Genomic DNA, 21,425 nt, shown 5'->3' on the forward strand with positions numbered 1-21,425 from the left:
AAACTAAAAAGATGAATCAAACTGCTTCATCAACAATTAAGCCACCCTTCAGGAAAATTTTAGGTATATCCAGAATGCTCATAATTTTTTCCTGATAGGGAGCAGCACCTTGACAAAATTGAGCATTAATTGAATTGATTGTAGTTGGTATTGCTGTTACTTTTTGTAAGTTCAGAGAAAACATCACATCGTAAATTTCTTCAACTATCACACCAGCAACTATACCCTCAACTTCGATCACCATTGCTTTAGAACCAACAATCACACCTTTTGATGGCACATTTAATAGTAATCCACACAGATCAATTAGGGTAAGTATCTCACCTCGCAGATTCATGTTACCGACGATATGTGATGGACAACAAGGAATAGGAGTCACATGATAAATATCAGTAAACTCCCGCACCATCTCTAAATCAACACCAAAAAGATGGTCATTTAAAGTAATAACCGCTAAAGTTTTAAAGTTCTTAAAATCCTGAGTTTTTGCCGAAAGTCTGAGATTATCTGCTCTTTGTTTAAAAACTTTTCTTTCTTCTAAAGTTGCATTCGGGCAAAATATAGACTTTTGTAGCAGTAAAAACTCGGAATCGTGCGTTTGACCTTCGTCTAGATGAGAATTATCTAAAATATCCTGTTGCAGATAGTTTTGCAAAGACACAATTTGTTCTGTCTCGTCAACGTAGAACCAATTATTGGGATGACTTAAGATTAAAATCTCATCTGGAAAATGGGCAACACCATTAATAATATTTCTTTGTTCATCTACTACTAATTCTCGTTGATCATTAAGTTCAGTAGCAATTTCCTCTAAAGAGATTTCTCTAATTTCATGAATTTGATTAACAAGAATACCTAGTCGTAATTCTTCATACTTTAAAACTACTATACTATCTGTCAAGCGATAATCTGGTGACAGATAGCCCAATTTCAAATTCAAATCCAGAACTGGCAAAATCTTCTCTCGGAGATTGACGAAACCAATTATTCCATGAGGAAGTTCTGGAATTATTGTCAACTCTGGGAGATTGAAAATTTCTTCTACATAAACCGTGTCAATGCCGTAGAGATAGTTATTTAAGCTAAAAGTGAGATACAGATTTTTCTTCATTTTTTGAGGATTTACTTTTTAATATAAACAAGAGATTCTGGAAATAGTTTTGTCTGAAAATTACTGAGATTTTGATTACAAAGTTCTGTATGCCCTGTAATTAAATACCCTAATGGTTGGAGAGTATGATAAAATTTTTCTAAAATTTTAGCAATTACTGTAGGCTCAAAATAAATAAACACATTCCGACAAATAACTAAATCCATATCTCGGAAATCGGAATATGGATGAATAAACAAATCTTTGACTAAATTTGTATATTGAAACTTGACCATTTTTTTTATTTGTTCATCTAGGTAATAATTATTGTTAGAATTTATAAAATACTTCTGGATTGTTTTTGTATCCAGGCTTCTTAATGACCAAGCTGTATAAATTCCTTCTCTTGCTTTTTTCAATGCTTCTTTGTTGATATCTAAACCCAGAATGATCACATGCCATTCCTCTAAATTGGGAATCAATTCTTTTAAAAGAATAGCAATCGAATAAGGCTCATCACCTGTGGAACATCCAGCGCTACAAATACGAATAGTTTTGTAATTCTGTTTGCGTTGAATTATTTCGGGAAGAATCTTATTTCGTAATAATTTAAATTGCCCCTTGTCTCTAAAAAAGTAACTTTCAGTATTTGTTAAAATTGCAATAAACTTTTGCCATTCTAGGTAGCTATATATAGTAGAAGATGCTAAGACTTTATAATATATTTCTGGGTATAATATTTTGAGAGTTTTCATACGCAAAAATATTTTTTGGATTAAATTTCCTCGATCGCGCTCTCGAATTTTGATTCCGGTATGCTTGGCAATTAATCGGATAAACGCCTTTGTTAGCTCTACACTTAAAGTCTCTGCTTCTGACACTTTGACTCCTAATTATTCTCTTCACAATTCAAGAAAATTGTTTTGCAACAGAGCCAGCAACTTTGGCGCGATCGCCTGAATTGGTAAAACTTGTTGCGCGGCTCCTAACTCAACTGCTACTTTTGGCATTCCAAAAACCACAGAAGAAGCTTCATCTTGAGCGATGGTAAAACCGCCAGCTTGAGCGATCGCCTGCATTCCCTCTGCTCCATCTCTACCCATTCCAGTTAACAAGATTCCCACACATGCTTGACCATAAAATTTGGCAACAGATGCAAATGTTACTGTCACTGACGGGCGATGTCCTGCTACTGGTGGTGAGTCAGAGTAAAGAAATCTACCCCTTTGATCAAGTTCTAAATGCTGTTGTTCTGGTGGGAAATAAATTCTCCCTGGTTTTGGTGTGTCCCCTAGTTGAGCAATTTGAATTGATAATCGACAATCAACAGCTAACCAATCAATTAATCCTTGTAAAAAACCAAGATAAATATGTTGTACACAAATCACTGGTAAGGGAAAATCTAATGGTAATTTAGTGAATATTTCTTTCAAGGCTTGGGGACCACCTGTAGATGCTCCAATCGCTACTAATTTTGGTTTAGCTAAAGATTTAGAAGATAAAGCAGCTATTTTTGCTGCTTGAAAATTCTGTGTTTTTGTATCCAGTTTGCGCTTTTTGCGAAATACTTTTACCCCAGAGAGAATTTTTATCTTGTTAATCAACTCCTGTTTAAATTCCTCATCATCTGCTGCTAATCCTATGGTTGGCTTCGGAAAAATATCCACAGCCCCCGCTTCTAAAAGCTGAAAAATATTTTTGGAATCATCTGTTTGTACGGAAACACTAATTACTAAAATTGGTCGTGGATAGAGTGCCATGACTTCAGTTGTCAACTCTAAACCATTCATGTGAGGCATATGAAAATCTGTACAAATAACATCAGGTTCAACTTTAGGAATCAATTCCAAAGCTTCTAAACCAGTGCAAGCTTCTCCAACCACCTCAATTTGTGGTGATGAGGTCAAAATTCTTTTTAAAAGTACCAGAGCAATTTGTGAATCTTCAACTAACAAAACTCGAATTGGCATTGATTGGTTATTGGTGGTTGGTTTTTGGTAGTGTTTGGTGCTAGTTATTCAAAACAACAAACTACGAAAAATTATCAATATATATAATCAAACTAATCTTCCTAATATTTCTAAAAGAACATCTTGATTAAAATTACTTTTGATAATGTAGGCATTAGCCCCGACATCAGCGCCCCTGGTTTTATCTGCCTCAGAAGCAAGGGTTGTCACTAAAATAATCGGCAATGTTTTATATTCTGGATGCTGACGTATTTTGGCAGTCAATGACAATCCATCAAGATTGGGCATTTCCACATCAGAAATCATCGCGTCAAATTTCCGAGTTTGAAGTTTGTTATAACCATCTAGTCCATCTTCCGCGATCACTACTTCATATCCAGCTTTTTCCAAAAGCCGTTTTTCTTGGGTGCGAACGGGAATGGAATCTTCTACTAACAGAATTACTGGTTTAGTTTTTACTCTTTTTCTTTGTTTTGCAGAAACTACAGATGTAGTTTGCTGGTGCAAAGATTTGAGCAAATCCGAGGGGTTAAGAATCATGCACACTTCTCCAGAACCGAGAACTGTAGCGCCACTGACATTACGCACCCGTTTTAATAACTGAGTTTGAGGTTTAATTACCACTTCTTGAGTTTGCATGAGGCGATCGACAAATAATCCAAATACTTCTTCTCCTACTTTGATTAAAATACAAGGTTGTTGAGTCTGGTTTTGTGGCTCAAATTTGGCAGCTTGAGCATACGCAGGAGAATTGGAAAGTTCCAGCAAATCAGCAAGATTCGCAACCAAAATACTTTGATTATCCAAGTTAATAGTTGTGCAATCTTCATTCGTCAAAATTTGTTTGGGAGAGATAAATAAAGTCCTCTGTACAAATTCAACTGGTAAAGCATGAACAATACCTTGAACTTCAAATAGGAGTACATTGTTAATCGCCAAACTTGTATTTAACTGAATGCGGAAGGTACATCCTTGAGTGGGGATTGATTCGATTTCAATATTACCTTTAAGTCGTTCGATGCTTGTCCGTACGACATCTAAACCGATTCCTCTACCAGAAATTTCTGTAATAAAAGTTTGGGTGGAAAAACCAGGAGCCAAAATCAAAGCATGAAGTTGACTGGGAGTCATGTTTTCCAGTTCTTTATAACTGTACAATCCACGTTTGAAGGCGGTTTGTTTGATTTTCTCAATGTTTAATCCCCGTCCATCATCTGCTACTTCGATGACAATTTTGTTAGCCATTTGATAGCCTTTCAACCAAATAGTGGCGACGGGAGATTTGCCAAGTTTTTCTCGCTCACTGGGAGTCTCAATGCCATGATCTATAGCATTACGAATCATGTGCATCAAAGGATCTTTAATTTCTTCGAGAATACGTTTATCTGTGGTGATTTCTCCACCGGAGATCATTAATTCGACTTGTTTAGATTGTTGTTTGGCTAAATCTCGAACGGTGCGAGGAAGCAAATCAAACACGGTGGATAGAGGTAGAAGTCGGAGGGTACGAATTTTGTCTCTTAATTCTCCAGTAACAATGTCTAATTTAGTATTGTGTTCTTGAATTGTATTTCTTAAAGAATAGATAGTTTTTTCTAAGCGTTCTGTGTAGGAATCAATGTTTAATGATGAAGATTCAGCAACTTTTGTTTGGTTATAAAAAGCTTTCCACTCTTCCCATAGGTTTGTCATTTCCTCAATTGCAGTGGCGGTATGAGCTATGGCGTTTTTAGTAAGAGTTAGTTCCTCGGTGTGTGTAATTAAAGCGTCTAAATGAAGAGTTTGCACCCGAATTGTATCGATGTGATAGGGTTGACTAGATCCTAAAGGGGGAGGAGGTAAATCTTGAATAACCGGTTTGACAGAAATTGGGGTAGGAAGTGGTGAAAGTTCAGGAAGAAGTGGTAAAGATTCCGGGGTTGTGGATGGGGCCACAATTCCCACTAAATTGTCAAGGATTTCGACTGTATTCACCCCTGTGACTTCACCAGTCACCGCTTCGTATACCAACAAACCGATCGCATCCAATCCTTGATAAAGGCGATCGCTAATTTGTGGAGTTAAGATCATTTCTTGGCGTTTGATTCCCAACAAAATCTCTTCGAGTTGATGGGTGAGGGTGACTACATTTTCTACCCCTAAACTGCGGGAATCTCCCTTTAAACTATGAGCTTCTCGCAGCAACTGTTGTAAAGTGGCTTCATCTTGTGGTTGCTTTTGCAAGTGTAGTATACCTGCTACCAGGTTCTGCAAACGTTCTTCGCTAGTAGTTTGATAAATGTCTCGAAGTTCTTCGTCTTCTATAAAAGAAAATTTTGCTTGCGGAGAATTGCTGTTATTTGCTGCATAGACAGGCGATGGCGGATCTTTTAACTCATTAGTGCTTGTTGGAGATTGATTCTCTTGTGCAACTGATACTTGCGTGCTGACAGTTAGTTGCACTTGTTCTAATTGTTCTGGCTCTGGCGGTTCCGACTCTGCAACAGCTACCATTAACTGTTCGAGTATATCAGCTGTATCTACCCCAGTTGCTTCACCGGTCACAGCTTCGTATACCAACAAACCGATCGCATCCAATCCTAAATAAAGGCGATCGCTAACTTCTGGAGTTAAAATCATTTCTTGGCGTTTCAGACTCAAGAGAATCTTCTCCACCTGATCGCTGAGAGTTACTACATCTTCTACACCAATAATTCTGGAGTCACCTTTAAGGCTATGGACTATCCTTGCTAACTTTTCTAAAGTAGCTTCAGCTTCATCCTTTGATTGCTGTTGTAGATACAGTAAACCATCTGTCAGTTTTTGTAAATTTTCTTCACTGGAAATTTTATACAATTCCCGCAGTTCTTCATCTTCTATAAACATGGTTTGGTCATTGGTCATTGGTCATTGGTCATTCTGTCTCCCTTGTCCCCCTTGTCCCCATCTCCCTTGTCCCCCTTGTTCTCATCTACACGATCTCTTTGAGAGTCAGAGCAACTGCACTGAGTTGTTCAGTACCAAGTTTGGTTTGATTGATACCAGTAGCAGTTTCTTTGGCTCCTCTGTTGATATTGTCCATTGCTTGGACAACTTGTTGAATCGCATCTAATTGTTGCTTGAGATTGAGTGAAATTTGTTGATTATTCACGACCATATAATTAATTGCGTCTGCTACTCCAGCAAAAGCTTGATCTGATTTTTGAACCTTTTCTACTCCTGTTTTCACTATCTTGGTACCTTCTTCTGTCACCATGACAGTTGAATTAATAGCTTTTTGGATGTTAGAAACGAGGATATTAATCTTGTCGGCAGATTTTTGACTTTGATCAGATAATCTGCGAATTTCATTAGCGACTACAGCAAAGCCTTTTCCATATTCTCCAGCCCGGACTGCTTCAACAGAGGAATTGAGCGCCAACATATTAGTTTGATTTGCTAAGTCAGAAACAATTTGCGAAATACTAGCAATTTGACTAGCTTGGGCGCTGAGATGCACAATTTGTTCGGCGATCGCAACTACTTTCTTTTCGAGAATAAACATACTTTCAAGGGTTTCTTTCACAGCTTGGCTACCATCTTCTGCGGTTGTGAGAGCCTGCTGTGCAGCAGTAGTGGCTGATTTTGCTTGTTGAGCTGACTGGCGACAAGAAGCTTCCAGCTCATCCATCGTTGTTGTAGTTTCATGTACCGAGGCTGCTTGCTGTCCAGCTATACGTGCTTGCTGATCCAAGCCAGAAAAAGTTTGTTGAATAGAAGCAGATATGACATTTACTAATTGCTTGATCAGGTGTACAACTTGACGTGTTCGGAAAATTCCCAACGATAGCACCACAGCCAGAGAAACAATAATAATCAAAATGGTGACAATTTTCAATGAATTGACAGTGGCAAAAACACTATTTTTGGGAACTCTATTGATTACTACTAAAAATTCTGGCTGATTTGGACTGGGAACAACGCGACGGAATGCAAATAGATAGTCTCCTTGCTCAACAAATCCCTTTTCACTGCCTAATATTTTTTTGGCTACATTAGGAGAATAATCTTGATCTAATTTGTCATTTTTTTGAAATTCAAATCCCCACTCTTTTGCAGCATTAGGATGGTAAATGTAAAATCCTTCTTGATTAACAATGAAATTTTCTTGACCTTGATATATATTTTCTGCATTTCCCCTTTGATTATCACCCTCTTTAAAATCTTTGATAAATTTCTCAGCAAATATGTTAGCGACGATCATTCCTTTTTTTTGTCCAGAGGAATTCAGAATCGGTATACTATAACTAATAGTTGGTTGATAAGGTTTTTTAATCTCACCGTTTTCCTGGTTGAGATTAACAGGAGAAACATATATATTGTTAGATGACAGTTTCATCGTTTCTGAAAAAATTTGTCTATCTATCTGTTGTTGCAGTTCGCCTTCGGGGACAACTTTGCTCTTAGAACCATCGGCATCAACTCGCACCACTTCTTTGCCATTTTCATCTATGTAACGGAGTTTCATATAATGAGGCTTTTGTTCCATCATGGCAACAAAATTAGCTTGTAATTGCCCAACCCAGGCGTTGTAAGATAAATTAGTTTGTCCGTCTAATCCACCATTTTCTTTGGCTCGAATGATTCCTTGAATTTGGGGAGATTTGCTTAAGAAAAAAACATCATCACTCACACCATTGAGAAAGCTATTAATCTTATTAGCTTCTTTACTTGACTCAGTCTCCATATTGTTTTCTGCAATTTCTGATAGGCTGTTACTGGAAGCATAAATGCCATACAAGCCCACAATGGAGACAGGAATCATAGTGCTGAAAACAAGCAATATGATAAATTGATCCTGAAGCTTTAATTGATTCGGTAATTTTTTGAAAATTTTACTAAACATGGCTGATGAGTGATAGGTAGAGATTTTTGATAGATCAAACCGGGAATAGGGAATAGGGAATAGGGAATAGGGAATAGGGAATAGGGAATAGGGAATAGGGAATAGGGAATAGGGAATAGGGAATAGGGAATAGGAACTTAATTAATTTATAATTACCTATTACTATTCATCGTGAATTTATATTTTGATGTGTTTGGTAAATATTATGAAAAAATCAATGGAATTTACTCTTGTTTGTGTTTGTAAATGCTCAGAATTTGCCGTAAAATATTTCCCATCACAACTTGATAGGTATTAGTAAATTATCTGAATTAGGTTTTACTGGGTTGCTACGTAAACCAAAAAGCACCCTGAGAATTTTCAGATAACTGGATAATTACTGACTCATGATTTGTGTTTTAAAGGCAAGCACACATTTAAAGTTTTTCGTTTAGTCAGTATTAGCCAGCGAGCAGTCTTAACAAATACTTGATATTTTAAGCACCTGTGCCAAATTACAAGGATGACATCGGCGCAAAGTGCCGATTTTCCCAATAGCCTTGGCAGATAATCCACAGATGCAAGTACTTAAGCTACTTTCAAAATCTGTGGTAAATTGGTAGACTCCGCAGATTATACATCAACCTGGGAGAAAGTGGTCATTTGTCATTGGTCATTGGTCATTGGTAAGTACTTAGACAGGATTAATTACACACATTATTCTTTGTTCTTCATTCCCCGTTCCCCGTTAAGAGTTCCCTGTTAAGAGTTCCCTGTTCTTGAGTAACCGTATTTTTACACCAAATTTTTCAGATTCTGAACGATTTTGTTGAGGTCGATAGTAGCATTTTTAACCATAGTGATACCAATGGCTGTTTCTTTTGCTCCTGAGTTGATATCATTTACGGCTGATACGACTTGTTGTACAGCAACAGCCTGTTGTTTAGCAGTAAGAAAAATTTGCTGGTTGTTGATAAATACCTTGTTGACGGCGTCAGTAATACTTGCGAATACCTCACCGGTTTCTTGAGTCAATTTGATACCTTCTGTTGCTTTCTTCGTGCCTTGATCAGTTACCATCACAGCAGAGTTGATAGCTGCTTGTACTTGATTCACCAGGGAATTAATTTGATCTGCTGACTTGCGGCTTTGATCAGCCAGTTTACGAATCTCACTAGCTACCACTGCAAAGCCTTTACCTTGATCACCTGCACGAGCTGCTTCGACTTCCGCATTCAAAGCTAACATGTTAGTTTGATTTGCCAATTCTGCGACTAAATCAGAAATTGTAGAGATTTGAGTAGTCTGTTCGCTCAAGTGTGTAGTTTGATAAGCGATCGCCATTACCTGATCTCTTAACTGCGAGATACCTTCAATCGTTAGCCCAACTGTTGTACTTCCTTCTTTAGCGAGAGTTAATGCTTGTTTAGCTCTGTTTGCAGAGCTTTCTGCTTGTTCGGCTGACTGGAGTGCTGAAGTACCGACTTCATCGATAGTAGTAGTAGTTTGATTCACGGACGCAGATTGTTGCAAAATGATACGTTCTTGCTCAAATACGCTGGTAGCAATGTTTCCAGATGAAGTCGCGACTGCATAGGCGACTTCGTTGATTGGCTGCATGATGCGGCGAATGACGTAAAACGAGATATAAATTCCAGCCCCAACACTAACCAGCCATCCACCCCAATTAATTACACTTGATAATAGCTGAAACTGATCTGATGCCTTTTCTAGCTGCTCAAAAACTCTCTTTTCTTGTTGTTCCATTCCAGCTAGTGTCGCTCTGATATCATTGCTAATTTGCTCACTCTTATCGGAAGCTAATACAGCAGAAATCTTTTGTTCTTGTCCATTTTTTTTGAAACCAATAGTTTCTTCTAATTCAGCAAATTTCGTTTGAGTTAATTGTATAAATCGATTAGTATTTTGGCTTTGGAATGGATTGCTATTTACTAGCTTTTTTAATTGCTCAGTATGTTCTTTGAAATCGTTTTGTGCAGTCGCATAGATTTGTAGATAGTTTTCTTTTCCAGTGAGCAAAAATCCACGTTGTCCGGTCTCAGCACCTACGATATCTTTCTCCAACTCGTTTAATAGCAGCTTGATTTCATATGTACGCTCCTCCTGATTATGCATTTGTCTTAACTTCGCCCTAGAAATCTCAGAAAATGTCGTTACAATACCTGTCAATATCAGAACCACACCAAAACCTACAGGTACAATTTGGTTGACCTTTAAAGGGCGTTGCACTTGCTTTTGCGTCATTTTTGTGCCTCTAAACCTACAAAAATATGATTTTTATAAAAAGTGGCACCCTGGTTTTGCTTCTTCATTCACTCTTAACTATTTTGAGAGAAATCTTTATAGATTAGACCAAAAAATTTGCCTCATAACCAAAAGTGAATTGGTTCAACTAGCAAACTCAAAAAAAACATGAATATAAAATTTATCAGTCTTAATACTTCTCAATAACCAATGTCTCGCTTCAAGTAATAGACTTTCGTTATGGCGATGCGATCGCTCTCTATGTAATTTTTACAGTTGTGTTGCCAAAAGGGTAATGCTCTGATAAATGTACTTAAGTGCCTACCGTTAGATTTTTACAATACAGCAGGAATTCCCTGGGTGCAATACCGCCAGTCTGAACATCTGACTTGAAGGTGGGTGTAGGGCATTGGGCATGAATCAGTTATCAGTTATCAGTTAACAGTTTAATTTGATAACTGATAACTGAGAATTTGTCCCCAACCTCCCCACCTCCCCGTGTCTCCCTTGTCCCTAATCCCCTTATTATCCCTTGAGAAATAAAATCAAATAGATTACTTAGGTGTGAAGAAGTGATATCTAGAGTTTGGTCAAATTCTTTGCTACTTAGCCCTGCGGTGATAGTAGCAAGCTTTGTTGTGTTACCCTCAACAGTTTTAGCTGAAGTATCTACAAATGAACAAGTTCAGCCAGAATTTTCGGTAGTATCTGAACTGTCTCAAAGCGAGCAGGCGCAGGTCAGTTCTGTTTCTCAATTATCTGATGTACAGCCCACAGACTGGGCATTTCAAGCACTACAATCCCTTGTAGAACGGTATGGTTGTATCGCTGGCTACCCTAATGGTACGTACCGGGGTAATCGACCCATGACGCGATACGAATTTGCTGCTGGTTTGAATGCTTGTTTAGATCGGGTAAATGAAATCATTGCTACCGCTACAAGTGATTTGGTGAGGAAAGAGGATTTAGCCACACTGCAAAGACTGCAAGAGGAGTTCTCAGCAGAATTAGCAACACTGCGCGGTCGTGTCGATGCGCTAGAAGCACGCACAACTGAAATAGAAGCAAATCAGTTTTCTACCACTACAAAACTCAATGCAGAAGCGATATTTGCTGTAACTAGTGTTTTTGGCGATCGCGCTGCTGATAGAGACAATAATTCCAATAACAACCCAGATTTGCAAGATAATATCATCTTCGCGGATCGCGTGCGTCTGAATTTTGATACCAGCTTTATCGGTAAAGACCGTCTGCGAGTCCGCTTGCAAGGTAGAAATATTACCGAGTTTCAGGGTAATGTTACAGGTACGAGGATGACCCGTTTAGGATTTGACGGTGATGACGATAACGATTTGGTGTTAGATGACCTGTATTATTACTTTCCTTTGGGCGATAAAGCGAGAATCGTAGTTTCTGCTGCGAATACAGAATTGAATAGCCTTGTAGAAACACTAAGTCCATTTGAAAGTTCTGGTACTGGTAGTATTTCGCGTTTTGGACGATTTAACCCGATCTACCGAACTGTTGGTAGCACTGGGTTAGTACTTAATTATCAGTTTAGCGATCGCGCTAGTCTCGATTTAGCCTATATGGTTCGCGATCCTGAAGATCCTAGTGGTGAAAATGGACTGTTTAACGGTAACTATGGCGCTTTGGCACAATTCATTTTTGAGCCAATCAAAAATTTAAATCTAGGCTTGACTTATGTCCACTCCTACAATGCGGGAGGTAGCAATAGTGGTGTCAACCTCACAGGTAGTACCGGTAGTACCAACGCTGTCAGACCTTTTGGTAATGCTTCTACTTCCGCAGATTCCCTTGGTTTAGAAACTAGCTGGCGCATCAGTCCTAAATTTACCCTTTCCGGTTGGTTAACCTACTCATTTGCCCAGTCGGAAGTTAGTGATGATAATGCAGATATCTTAAACTACGCTGTCACTTTGGCTTTTCCTGATTTAGGAGGAAAAGGTAATTTAGCTGGAATTGTTTTTGGTATGCCACCAAAAGTGATAGAAAGTAGCCAGGTAGAAGATCAGGATACTTCTTTACATATAGAAGGTTTTTATCGCTTCCAAGTTACGGATAATATTTCTATAACTCCTGGTGTGTTTGTGATTACCAATCCAGAACACAACGATAATAACGACAGTATTTTGGTTGGCACAATCCGCACCACCTTCAAGTTTTAACCTGAAAAAATTTACGAAAACTAGTTACGAAAACTGGGGTGCGATCGCTTGATAACTTTTTACACTTGCGCTGCAAAAGCTGTGTTGCCAAAAAGTTAATGCTCTGATAAATCTACTTAAGTGTCTACTTTGAGACTTTGTAAAATACAACAGTAGTCTCCTGGGTGCAATACCGTAAGTATAAACATCTACCTTAGGAGAATAATCATGAATAATGAATTTATAGTATGCAAGCATTGTGGCTATGATACAAATCCGATTACAGCTACACAATGTCTAAAATGCGGTCAGAAACTGGATGTTCCGGTAAAAAACATCAATATGGATACCAAACTAAAGCCAAAATCTTTAGGAGATTGGCTGTTTACACCTTGGATGATTTGGCTTGGTTGTGGTTTGTTGTTTGTGCTTGTGAGTGGGTCAATCTACTCTTTGTTCTCAAGTTCCAGCAGTGTGAACAATCCTAATGGTGTCGGAGTTGTCAATTCTGATGGCAGCAATCAGAATATCCCCCCTGATGTTAAACTCTACAATTCGATGAAAGATGTGCCGAATGTACCGGAAGGTACATTTAACTACGGTGGTGGTTCCAGTTTTGCTGCGTTGACTGCTCAAGGCTTACACGAAGCCATGACTGCGGCTCACCCCAATTTTAAACTCCGCTACACCGAACCAAGAGACGGAAAACCTGGTGGTAAAAAAGGTGTAAGTATGGTGATCGATGGTCAACTGAGCTTGACTCTGTACGCAGCATCTCTTAGTGAAGAGCAATATAAAAAGGCTAAAGAGCGGGGTTTTGGGCTAAAGCAAGTACCAGTAGCTTTAGATGCACTTGTCGTCTTTACCCATCGAGATATCTCCATTCCAGGACTTTCAGTCGATCAACTTCAAGACATATATGAGGGCAAAATAACCAACTGGAAGCAGGTGGGAGGACCGAATCTGCCCATTGTACCTTTTACTAGAGATCCTAAAGCTTCCAATGTATTGAATGAGCTTCTTGGGAAAGACATTGACCAACTCAGTCCCAGCATACAAATAGTTCGTGATTATACTGAGGGTATTCGTAAGGTGTCTTCCACTCCAGGGGGTATTTCCTTTGGAGGAAATGCACTCATCATGGGTCAACAAACTATCCGCCCCCTTGCTATTGCTAAAGCTAACTCCCAAGAATATGTGCAACCCTTTATAGATAATGGCAAGCAGATGAATACTGCCGCACTCAGGGATTCTTCTTACCCTCTTGCTCGGCGTCGGTTTATCGTCTATCGCCTGGATGGTACAATCGACCAATTAGCTGGAGAAGCCTATGTCAATATGTTACTTTCCAAAGAAGGTCAGCAAATTGTTGAAAAGGCAGGGTTAGTTCCTCTACGCTGATATTTCCATCTCCGATAGAGATTCATACAAATAGTTAGAACTTTTCTTAATTAGTTATGGTGCAATAACTAGTTCTTCCTTTGTATGTTATTGATCAGAGTTTAGCGATCGCACCAATTTTGCACATATTAAAGAACGTTTTTACCAATTGCAATTCACAGATAATATTGTCATTGCTCCTCGCTGATTTATTATCACTAATCCAGAACACAACGATCACAATAACAACATCTTCTGTAGGAACTATTCGGACTGCCTTCAAGGTTTAAAGATTTTCTGTTTTAAATGGCAATTACTCGTAATAAAATCCCTCAATTGGAACACCATCTTCGTGTTTGTTTTCCTTAGATTTCCCAGGTAATGATTTTCCATTAAGACCAATACGGTTAATCTCAAGGTTTTCTTTTTGCGCTCCTACTCGTAACATGACCAAAGGTTCGTCTCCACAGCTTTCAAACTTGTAGTAACAGCCTTTGGGAAGCAAAATACCTTGATTTCTGGTAAGCATGGCAACCTCACCTTCCTTACCTGAAAACTTTGCTGCTCCAGCTAAGATGACAAAGGCATGATCTTCAGCAGGGTGAGCATGAAGAACATTTTCTCCGCCTTTAGCATAACATTTGATCCTGATACTCATCAGATCAGTACTAGCCAATGTATAGTCACTTCTTCCTTTGCTCAAAAGCTGGGTTCTGAGCCGAAACAGTTGAGGTTCTATACTATTGTCTACAGACTGATTCTGAAGTTTTGTATTTAAAGAAATTTGAGGTTGCATATTTTACTCCTTGAATAAGGATATTAATGTTCAACTTGTGTATTATGAAAATTTCTATAACGATCACTTCAAAAACCTAACACTTCTAACTTGGCTCATTCTGAAATACTTTTGAATATGTTTTCTAGGAATTTGATACTTTAGATTTAGGGATAAATCCAAATTTTAAATTCTGAGAGTATTCTGAAATTCCATCAAAGCATAATCTATTGACTTTGCGAACTTCATTATCTGGAAAAGATGTTCTTCCATGCAGTACACTAGTATTATCAAGTACTAAAATTTGATTAGCTTTCAGTTTAAATATCAATTGATTACTTGAAGTATTAATATAGTTTTTGATGACATTGAAAACCTTTTCTATTGGAGGTGGAATTATAATTGAAACCACTGGATCTGCTCTGAAAGTCATCGATATTCTGCCTTCTATTTCAGCAAAAATTGCTCTTGTGGCTGTTTGATTGCCTCTTGTGATGTTTAATGGATTACTAAACAAACTCTGCAATTCTTGGGGATGATTTTCCATTAAATAATCATAGACAGATTCAGCATAAACAATTTGAGAACAGCCTCCATGATTAGAAGGTATTACGCATTGCATAGCAACAACTTTAGGAGGTTCAATTTCATATGTACCATCTGTATGCATTGAAAACATTTGATTAGTTGCAGACAACAGTTGAGCTTTATCAATAGGGAAGCTTCCTAAATTCTCAACCGAGACAATACCATTTTCGTCAGAACGTTTATGTCTTATTATTGAACCAAAAATTTTCTTTAAAGCTAATAAATTATCTTGAATATTTGGTAATGCTTCAGTTTCTAATATGACAAATTTATACTTATTGAATATGGCAAATAATTTTTGCAGTTCTGATTCATTAATGTCTTCAATTTTACTAATTTTGAGTGTGAGTTGATCAATATAATTTTTGGAAGCTTCAGTAATTTCTTCATCCTCTAAATTTGATGCCAATTTATCTATCTTGACTATTTGGTTACTATTTCTTAGCATGATATTAACTGCTTATGTGTGTATGTTTTAGACCACAAAATAATGCCTTTGCCTCTCATACTTAAGATTTCGTGTTTTGTAGTAAGGCAAGTGATTTAGCTTAAATTTAAATAAATTAATTAAGCTAGATTCCAATCATCTGCATAAATGACTCAATTTCAGAATCAAGAGGAAAAATTTGCCGATATAAATTAGCTAGTTTGTGCCGTTCTCGAAATCCTTCATGAAAACGTTTATCTTCCTGGCAAAGTTTCCAGCGTTCTAATACTTTCATTTGGTTTCCTTTGCCATCATACAAATTTTTATCAAAACTGCTTCCATTGCCGCCTGATGATTTGGGAACTATATTCAGTCCAGCGTCTGTAAAAATAAGCTTAAATTGTGCTGATAATTGTTTGCGGTATTCAATACTTGAGAACCATAAGTTGTAATTTACCGATATCTTTGATTCTATAAAATTAGTTATTCCTAAATATTCTTCAGCGTAAATTTCCCACGTATCTAAAATTTCTGCATTATCTATCAATTTAGGAACTAGACCTGGTTTATACAATCGGCTAGCCAGCATATTAAATGGATCTCTTAAGAATAAAATATTGTAAAGATTGAAAGTTTCACCAATTGTTTTTTGACGTTCCCAAATAAAATCTCTTTTATCTTTGAGGTTGGTAATATTAAAATCCTGAACACTAATCATTAAACAGTGTTTATGCAGATTCCGAATTTGTTCCACATTTTCACTGTCAATGTGAACCAACCAGTCTGATTCCTTATCCCAGTTATTGTTAAACGCAGAAGTGAGGTATGGATCTGTATAGGGCTTGATGTTGTTCAAAACAAAGATTGGTAGCTGAAAGTGATAAGCTAACCAAACCATTACAGCATGGTGTCCACTGCGTTTTAAAGCAAAAAATGTAAATAGATTATCGTTTCTAAATTCCATAACAGTTAATTAATTGAACAACAAACCCTTAATTACTCCCACCAATAATGCCAACACTATGATCCAGCTTGTATTTACTAAGCCTCGAATTGACAGGATTAATCCTAAAAAACAGACAGTTGTGCTGAATATATCTTTAAGGAAGATATCTTTGCCAAGATTCCAAACAGTTGCCAATGTCAAACCAATTGTGATTGGACTTAAAGCAGCATGGAATTTCTTGATCCAAGCAGGAGGATTTGGTTTTTTGATAAACCAGGCTACGCCTGCTAATATGCATGAAGTAGGACCAAACATCCCTAATCCGGAAACTATTGCTCCAGGTAAACCAGCTACATGATTGCCAATCAGCAAAACATTGAGCATGTTCGGCCCTGGTACTAGCAACCCTAATCCGTAAGCTTCGACGAAAGCTTGGTGACTCATCCACCCGTGGACATTGACTACCAAGCGCTCCATTTCTGTGATGACAGCCCTTGAATTCCCAACGCTAATGAGAGCTAAATAAGCAAATGTGAAAAATAGATCAAGTAAAACTTGCATCAGCAGCAAAATCAGTTATTTTGTTGAATTTTGCTATTCAAATACCAGGCAAAAGGCACGAGTAAAACCAGAACCAAGGGAATAGGAATTCTAAAAATTCCTACTAAAATAAACGTAGCGATCGCCACTAAAACTTGAATATAGTTAGTGATACTTGGTTTAGCCAGCCTCCAAGTTAAATCCAAAAGTAGTCCCAGACTAGCTGCGACAACTGCGGTTAAAGATGCTTGGACAATGTGTTCGGGTAGCTGTGATAGCAGCTTTGAGGCTAACAGTATTGCCACAGAACCAGGTAGCACTAGGGCAAGTGTTGCCAGTATTGCTCCTGCTGTTTTTTGCCAGCAATATCCCAAATATGCAGAAAGATTAGTACCTCCAGCCCCTGGAAGAGATCGGCACCAATTTAATGCTTCTAAGCATTCATTGTCTGTTAGCCAACCGCGTTTTAAGCAAAAAGGTAAAACGTGAGTCGGAATTGATCCACCGAACGCTCTTGCTCCAATCCCTGCAAAAAAAGTAACTAATACACCAAGGGAAGGAGGATTTATTTGTTGTACTTGGTTTGATGATGCACCTAACATAAAACGTAACAGCTCAGTTAGAGGTTGCTGAAAATAAGGAAAGTCGATTTTTTAGGAAAATAACTGCGCTAATACGTCCTCATAGAGAAATTAATAGCCACGCAAATATATATGTAACAATAATCGTCGGCATAGTTACACCCTCCTGCTGCTTTGTATCCCTACTGATGAACGAACTATAAAGAGTGTTTATTTACTTCATAATTACAGCCCTATAAGGCCGATTGTGTATTTCCAATTTTTCGACCCATACTGCTGTAAATAGCCAGCAAATATTTAGCAAATAAATATTCTATATTTTTCTTCTACCAGAATATGTACTTACAGAACAACTGGGGCAATCTGATCAATAAATATAAATTATTATACTATAGCAAATAATAATTACGACCAATATATCTTTGAAAAGCTTATCCATTAATCTTTCACAACTAAAACCTTAAAGCCAAATTTGTATTAATTTAAACTCTATAAGCTTTAGGAATTCGGAATATATGTAAAATAAAAATTTACAATGAATACCATTTTGAAAGAGAATGCGACAAAAGAGATTGTAGAGACGCTTCAAACACAACGTCTTCACATCAGGATGTGTTGCAAACATTTTTGGAATTGGTACAGTTATTATTCTAAAATTGACAACCCCCAAAAGGAAGATTTATTGAGGCGAAATGCCAACACAGATGTCACAAAAACAATCTCTACAAACCAAACTCGGTTGGTCTTTGGAGCAGCGAGACCCACAATTTATCAAATTTTTAATGCCTTTTTGGGAGTGGCTGTATAAATACTATTTTCGAGTCCAGACTAGTGGCTGGGAAAATATTCCCGCCAACGAAAAAGTTTTATTGGTTGGCTCCCATAATGGCGGACTTGCTGTTCCTGATATGCACATGATGATGTATGACTGGTTTAGACGCTTTGGTGTAGAACGACCAATTTATGGTTTAATGCATCCGACAGTTTGGAAAGAGTGTCCAGATGTAGCACAAGCAGCAGCTAAAGCAGGAGCCATTATCGCCCATCCAAAAATGGCGATCGCAGCATTGCATTCTGGAGCTAGTGTACTTGTATATCCTGGTGGTGCAGAAGATGTATTTCGTCCTCACTCTTTGCGTAATCAAATTTATTTTGCTGAACGCCAAGGGTTTATCAAACTAGCACTACGGGAAAAAGTGCCGATCGTCCCATTAATTTCGACTGGCGCCCACGATACACTGATTGTGCTTGCTGATTGTTACAAAATAGTCCAACAACTGCATGAATGGGGAATGCCTTGGTTATTCGATATCGATCCAGTAGTCTTTCCTATTTATTTGGGATTACCTTGGGGATTAGCGTTTGGGCCTTTACCTAATATTCCTTTACCAATACTTATCCGCACACGAGTTTGTCCACCAATTGTATTTGAACACTACGGTAGAAAAGCGGCGAGCGATCGCGATTACGTTAACGCCTGTTACGAACTCGTCCGCAGTCGAATGCAGCAAGAATTGAATGATTTGGCGATCGGGGAGCGGGGATAGGGAGCGGGGAGAGGGAGCGGGGAGAGGGGATTGGAGACGGGTATTGGTTACTCTCCTTTGTCCCACCTGCTCCCTGCTTCCTTGTCCTCCTTGTCCTCCTTGTCCTCCTTGTCCCCGCTCACCTCTCCAAACTCCGGGGATCAAGGGCATCTCTGAGTCCATCTCCCAGTAAGTTGAATGCCAATACTGTTAAGATAATTACCAGTGCTGGCGGCCAAATTAACCAAGGTTGTAATACTAAGATCGAAGCATTAGTTGCTAGAGATAGCATATTTCCCCAAGAAGGGTCTGGTTGCTGAATTCCTAAACCAATCAGACTGAGTACTGCTTCTGCACCAATAAAACTGGGAACCGCAAGCGTTGCAGAGATAATAATATATGTTGCAGTTTGTGGTAAAACGTGACGAGTAATGATATATAACGGCTTACCACCCATAGCTCGTGCTGCTTGCACAAATTCGCGTTCTTTGATGGATAAAACTTGACCACGAATTACTCGTGCTAATCCAGCCCAACTAATAAACGACGTAATCAAGACAATTAATAAAAATCGCTGGGTACTGCTTAAGCCTGGTGGTAAAACAGCACCCAAGGTGACTAATAAATATATGCTAGGAAAAGTCATCAGTACTTCAGCTAGGCGCATGATTGCAGCATCAATCCAGCCACCGAAATAACCAGAAATACCACCAATGATCATTCCTAGAGGAAAAGTTAAGGCTACTCCCACAATTCCAATAAATAGACTGATGCGACCTCCATACAATAAGCGACTAAATTGATCCCGTCCTTGGTCATCAGTACCCAAGATGTTAATTCTGGCTGGATCAGTAGTACCAAACAAATGCCAATTTACAGGAATTCCAGGAAAAATAGTCACTTCATCCCACTTGGGAGGTAAGGGAAGACTCAACTTTAAAAGGTGATATTTTGGGCCTTGTACAAATAATCGTAGAGGCGAAGGTTTGCTTTTATCTACAATCAGTTGGCGATCGCCTGTTTCTAAATTTGTATCTCCCTGAATCGTCGGATAAACGTGAGGTCCGAGAAACTTCCCTGAAGTCGAAAACCAGTAAATTTTGGTTGGTGGTAATAAGGAACCATTTGCTTGCGGAATATAAGGATCATAAGGTGCAACAAAATCCGCAGCAATTACTGCTACGTAAAAAATTATGAGCAAAATTGCCCCAAATTGCGCCAAAGGATTTTTCTTTAATCTTTGCCACCAATTCATAAGTTATTTGTCCTTTGTCCTTTGTCATTAGTAATTTGATCAATAACCTTTTTATAATCACCTCTTCTTCAATGACCAATGACCAATGACCAATGACCAATGACCAATGACCAATGACCAATGACCAATGACTAATATCTAAGCACGTAGTTGTTCAACAAAATATAACTTTTCATCTTGAGGAACTTCATGTTCGACAACAAAAACATTAGAGTGGAGATTAGCGATAATTTGTTTGCCTTGTTGTGTCAGAGTCAGATAACGTAGTGCATCTTGGATATATGGATAAACTCCATGCCAGTAGAACTTGGCGTAATTCTTGCGTAAGTCAGCAGGTGTTTGGTACCCCAAAACCTTATTCATCCCAGTTTCATCAAATTCGTAAAACAAAGAAGTAATTTTTTTCAAGTAGCGGGGATCGCTTAATTGTCCAATTAAATCCGCAGCACGAACCAAGCCTGCATAGCTATTTGTACATTGATGATCCTCAGCAGCAGGTACTGGAAAGCGAGTCAATTCAATATTGGTCTTAATAACTTCAGAATCTATCAGTTTGTGACCGCCAAAGCGCTCATCAATAAAAAGTTTTGCTCTGTCTACATGATAAGGAGTCAAACTCGCATCAGAAGCCCCAGGAGGGAGAGAAATCATTTTGTGATCTTTACCTGTAGCATACAAGCCTTCTCCCTCGCGGTCTTCTCGGCACACGCCTTTGACATAACCGATATCATGACACAGCAAGGAAATAATAAAGTGCAACCAGTCTTCACTGGAAACACCCCCTTCTCGAATGTGTTTGCCGCGTAAGATTTCTTGTCCTACCAAAGTTACAAGAATCGAGTGTTCTACATTATGATACAGGGCATCGCTATTGGCAATGTTTTCTAAAGCCATGTGTCCCGCCCAAGCAATTATGTCTTGATAATCGGTTTTGAAGCAGCCGTAGGTACGACGGTAGCCTTCTCGAATTTGCCCTACAAAAGCATCTATTAATATTTCTGTGGCATTGAACATACTAGTTACTCAGTCGGAAAACTAAATTATTGATGCATTTATACCAAAATAGCCAAA

General features: G+C 38.3%; 16 protein-coding genes. 3 read left to right on the forward strand and 13 right to left on the reverse strand.

What is annotated here, in order from left to right; translation table 11 throughout:
• Nucleotides 1-16 precede the first annotated feature (16 nt).
• The 6 genes from ACE1AT_RS06460 to ACE1AT_RS06485 form a co-directional block, all read right to left on the reverse strand.
• Nucleotides 17-1,111, reverse strand: coding sequence for a chemotaxis protein CheW (locus ACE1AT_RS06460; RefSeq protein WP_374866466.1), 1,095 nt, complete (start codon nucleotides 1,109-1,111; stop codon nucleotides 17-19).
• An 11-nt stretch (nucleotides 1,112-1,122) separates the two neighbouring features.
• Nucleotides 1,123-1,971, reverse strand: a complete 849-nt coding sequence (locus ACE1AT_RS06465) for a CheR family methyltransferase (RefSeq protein ID WP_374866468.1) — start codon at nucleotides 1,969-1,971, stop codon at nucleotides 1,123-1,125.
• Between the two features lie 21 nt (nucleotides 1,972-1,992).
• A complete protein-coding gene (locus ACE1AT_RS06470) occupies nucleotides 1,993-3,060 on the reverse strand; it encodes a chemotaxis response regulator protein-glutamate methylesterase (protein ID WP_374866470.1) in 1,068 nt (355 codons plus the stop codon).
• A gap of 87 nt (nucleotides 3,061-3,147) precedes the next feature.
• Entirely contained in the window at nucleotides 3,148-5,943 is a 2,796-nt protein-coding gene (locus ACE1AT_RS06475) for an Hpt domain-containing protein (RefSeq protein WP_374866472.1), read from the reverse strand.
• A 67-nt stretch (nucleotides 5,944-6,010) separates the two neighbouring features.
• Nucleotides 6,011-7,843: a methyl-accepting chemotaxis protein gene (locus ACE1AT_RS06480; RefSeq protein WP_374866474.1), complete on the reverse strand. Its 1,833-nt coding sequence runs from the start codon at nucleotides 7,841-7,843 to the stop codon at nucleotides 6,011-6,013.
• Nucleotides 7,844-8,698: 855 nt separating this feature from the next.
• A complete protein-coding gene (locus ACE1AT_RS06485; RefSeq protein WP_374866476.1) occupies nucleotides 8,699-10,168 on the reverse strand; it encodes a methyl-accepting chemotaxis protein in 1,470 nt (489 codons plus the stop codon).
• Between the two features lie 572 nt (nucleotides 10,169-10,740).
• On the opposite strand from ACE1AT_RS06485, the gene ACE1AT_RS06490 reads away from it, so the two are divergent.
• Entirely contained in the window at nucleotides 10,741-12,357 is a 1,617-nt protein-coding gene (locus tag ACE1AT_RS06490; RefSeq protein ID WP_374866478.1) for an iron uptake porin, read from the forward strand.
• A gap of 207 nt (nucleotides 12,358-12,564) precedes the next feature.
• Entirely contained in the window at nucleotides 12,565-13,737 is a 1,173-nt protein-coding gene (locus ACE1AT_RS06495) for a substrate-binding domain-containing protein (protein ID WP_374866480.1), read from the forward strand.
• 292 nt (nucleotides 13,738-14,029) lie between these two features.
• Here the strand turns inward: ACE1AT_RS06495 and ACE1AT_RS06500 are convergent, their stop codons facing one another.
• From ACE1AT_RS06500 to ACE1AT_RS06520, 5 genes are all read right to left on the reverse strand, one after another.
• The gene (locus ACE1AT_RS06500; protein WP_374866482.1) at nucleotides 14,030-14,512 is read right to left on the reverse strand and encodes a cupin domain-containing protein; all 483 of its coding nucleotides are present in this window, start codon (nucleotides 14,510-14,512) and stop codon (nucleotides 14,030-14,032) included.
• Between the two features lie 124 nt (nucleotides 14,513-14,636).
• Entirely contained in the window at nucleotides 14,637-15,527 is an 891-nt protein-coding gene (locus tag ACE1AT_RS06505) for a TauD/TfdA family dioxygenase (protein ID WP_374866484.1), read from the reverse strand.
• A gap of 124 nt (nucleotides 15,528-15,651) precedes the next feature.
• Complete coding sequence (locus tag ACE1AT_RS06510) at nucleotides 15,652-16,470, reverse strand: hypothetical protein (protein ID WP_374866486.1); 819 nt, start codon at nucleotides 16,468-16,470, stop codon at nucleotides 15,652-15,654.
• Nucleotides 16,471-16,479: 9 nt separating this feature from the next.
• Nucleotides 16,480-17,013: a chromate transporter gene (locus ACE1AT_RS06515; protein ID WP_374866488.1), complete on the reverse strand. Its 534-nt coding sequence runs from the start codon at nucleotides 17,011-17,013 to the stop codon at nucleotides 16,480-16,482.
• An 11-nt stretch (nucleotides 17,014-17,024) separates the two neighbouring features.
• A complete protein-coding gene (locus tag ACE1AT_RS06520; RefSeq protein WP_374866490.1) occupies nucleotides 17,025-17,594 on the reverse strand; it encodes a chromate transporter in 570 nt (189 codons plus the stop codon).
• A 671-nt stretch (nucleotides 17,595-18,265) separates the two neighbouring features.
• Here ACE1AT_RS06520 and ACE1AT_RS06525 point away from each other — a divergent pair.
• Complete coding sequence (locus ACE1AT_RS06525) at nucleotides 18,266-19,120, forward strand: lysophospholipid acyltransferase family protein (protein ID WP_374866492.1); 855 nt, start codon at nucleotides 18,266-18,268, stop codon at nucleotides 19,118-19,120.
• Between the two features lie 118 nt (nucleotides 19,121-19,238).
• On the opposite strand, the gene ACE1AT_RS06530 is transcribed toward ACE1AT_RS06525, so the two are convergent.
• Nucleotides 19,239-20,354, reverse strand: a complete 1,116-nt coding sequence (locus ACE1AT_RS06530; protein ID WP_374866494.1) for an ABC transporter permease — start codon at nucleotides 20,352-20,354, stop codon at nucleotides 19,239-19,241.
• A 138-nt stretch (nucleotides 20,355-20,492) separates the two neighbouring features.
• Nucleotides 20,493-21,368: an Npun_R2479 family HD domain-containing metalloprotein gene (locus ACE1AT_RS06535; protein ID WP_374866496.1), complete on the reverse strand. Its 876-nt coding sequence runs from the start codon at nucleotides 21,366-21,368 to the stop codon at nucleotides 20,493-20,495.
• Between the last annotated feature and the right edge of the window lie 57 nt (nucleotides 21,369-21,425).

It is taken from the genome of Pelatocladus sp. BLCC-F211 (assembly GCF_041928655.1).
In the GTDB taxonomy this organism is placed as follows: Bacteria; Cyanobacteriota; Cyanobacteriia; order Cyanobacteriales; family Nostocaceae; genus Pelatocladus.

Coding starts and splice junctions, on each gene's coding strand:
- ACE1AT_RS06460 (WP_374866466.1), bottom strand. CDS start 1,111: ATGAAGAAAAATCTGTATCTCACTTTTAGCTTAAATAACTATCTCTAC.
- ACE1AT_RS06470 (WP_374866470.1), bottom strand. CDS start 3,060: ATGCCAATTCGAGTTTTGTTAGTTGAAGATTCACAAATTGCTCTGGTA.
- ACE1AT_RS06475 (WP_374866472.1), bottom strand. CDS start 5,943: ATGACCAATGACCAAACCATGTTTATAGAAGATGAAGAACTGCGGGAA.
- ACE1AT_RS06480 (WP_374866474.1), bottom strand. CDS start 7,843: ATGATTCCTGTCTCCATTGTGGGCTTGTATGGCATTTATGCTTCCAGT.
- ACE1AT_RS06485 (WP_374866476.1), bottom strand. CDS start 10,168: ATGACGCAAAAGCAAGTGCAACGCCCTTTAAAGGTCAACCAAATTGTA.
- ACE1AT_RS06495 (WP_374866480.1), top strand. CDS start 12,565: ATGAATAATGAATTTATAGTATGCAAGCATTGTGGCTATGATACAAAT.
- ACE1AT_RS06500 (WP_374866482.1), bottom strand. CDS start 14,512: ATGCAACCTCAAATTTCTTTAAATACAAAACTTCAGAATCAGTCTGTA.
- ACE1AT_RS06505 (WP_374866484.1), bottom strand. CDS start 15,527: ATGCTAAGAAATAGTAACCAAATAGTCAAGATAGATAAATTGGCATCA.
- ACE1AT_RS06510 (WP_374866486.1), bottom strand. CDS start 16,470: ATGGAATTTAGAAACGATAATCTATTTACATTTTTTGCTTTAAAACGC.
- ACE1AT_RS06515 (WP_374866488.1), bottom strand. CDS start 17,013: ATGCAAGTTTTACTTGATCTATTTTTCACATTTGCTTATTTAGCTCTC.
- ACE1AT_RS06520 (WP_374866490.1), bottom strand. CDS start 17,594: ATGTTAGGTGCATCATCAAACCAAGTACAACAAATAAATCCTCCTTCC.
- ACE1AT_RS06525 (WP_374866492.1), top strand. CDS start 18,266: ATGCCAACACAGATGTCACAAAAACAATCTCTACAAACCAAACTCGGT.
- ACE1AT_RS06530 (WP_374866494.1), bottom strand. CDS start 20,354: ATGAATTGGTGGCAAAGATTAAAGAAAAATCCTTTGGCGCAATTTGGG.
- ACE1AT_RS06535 (WP_374866496.1), bottom strand. CDS start 21,368: ATGTTCAATGCCACAGAAATATTAATAGATGCTTTTGTAGGGCAAATT.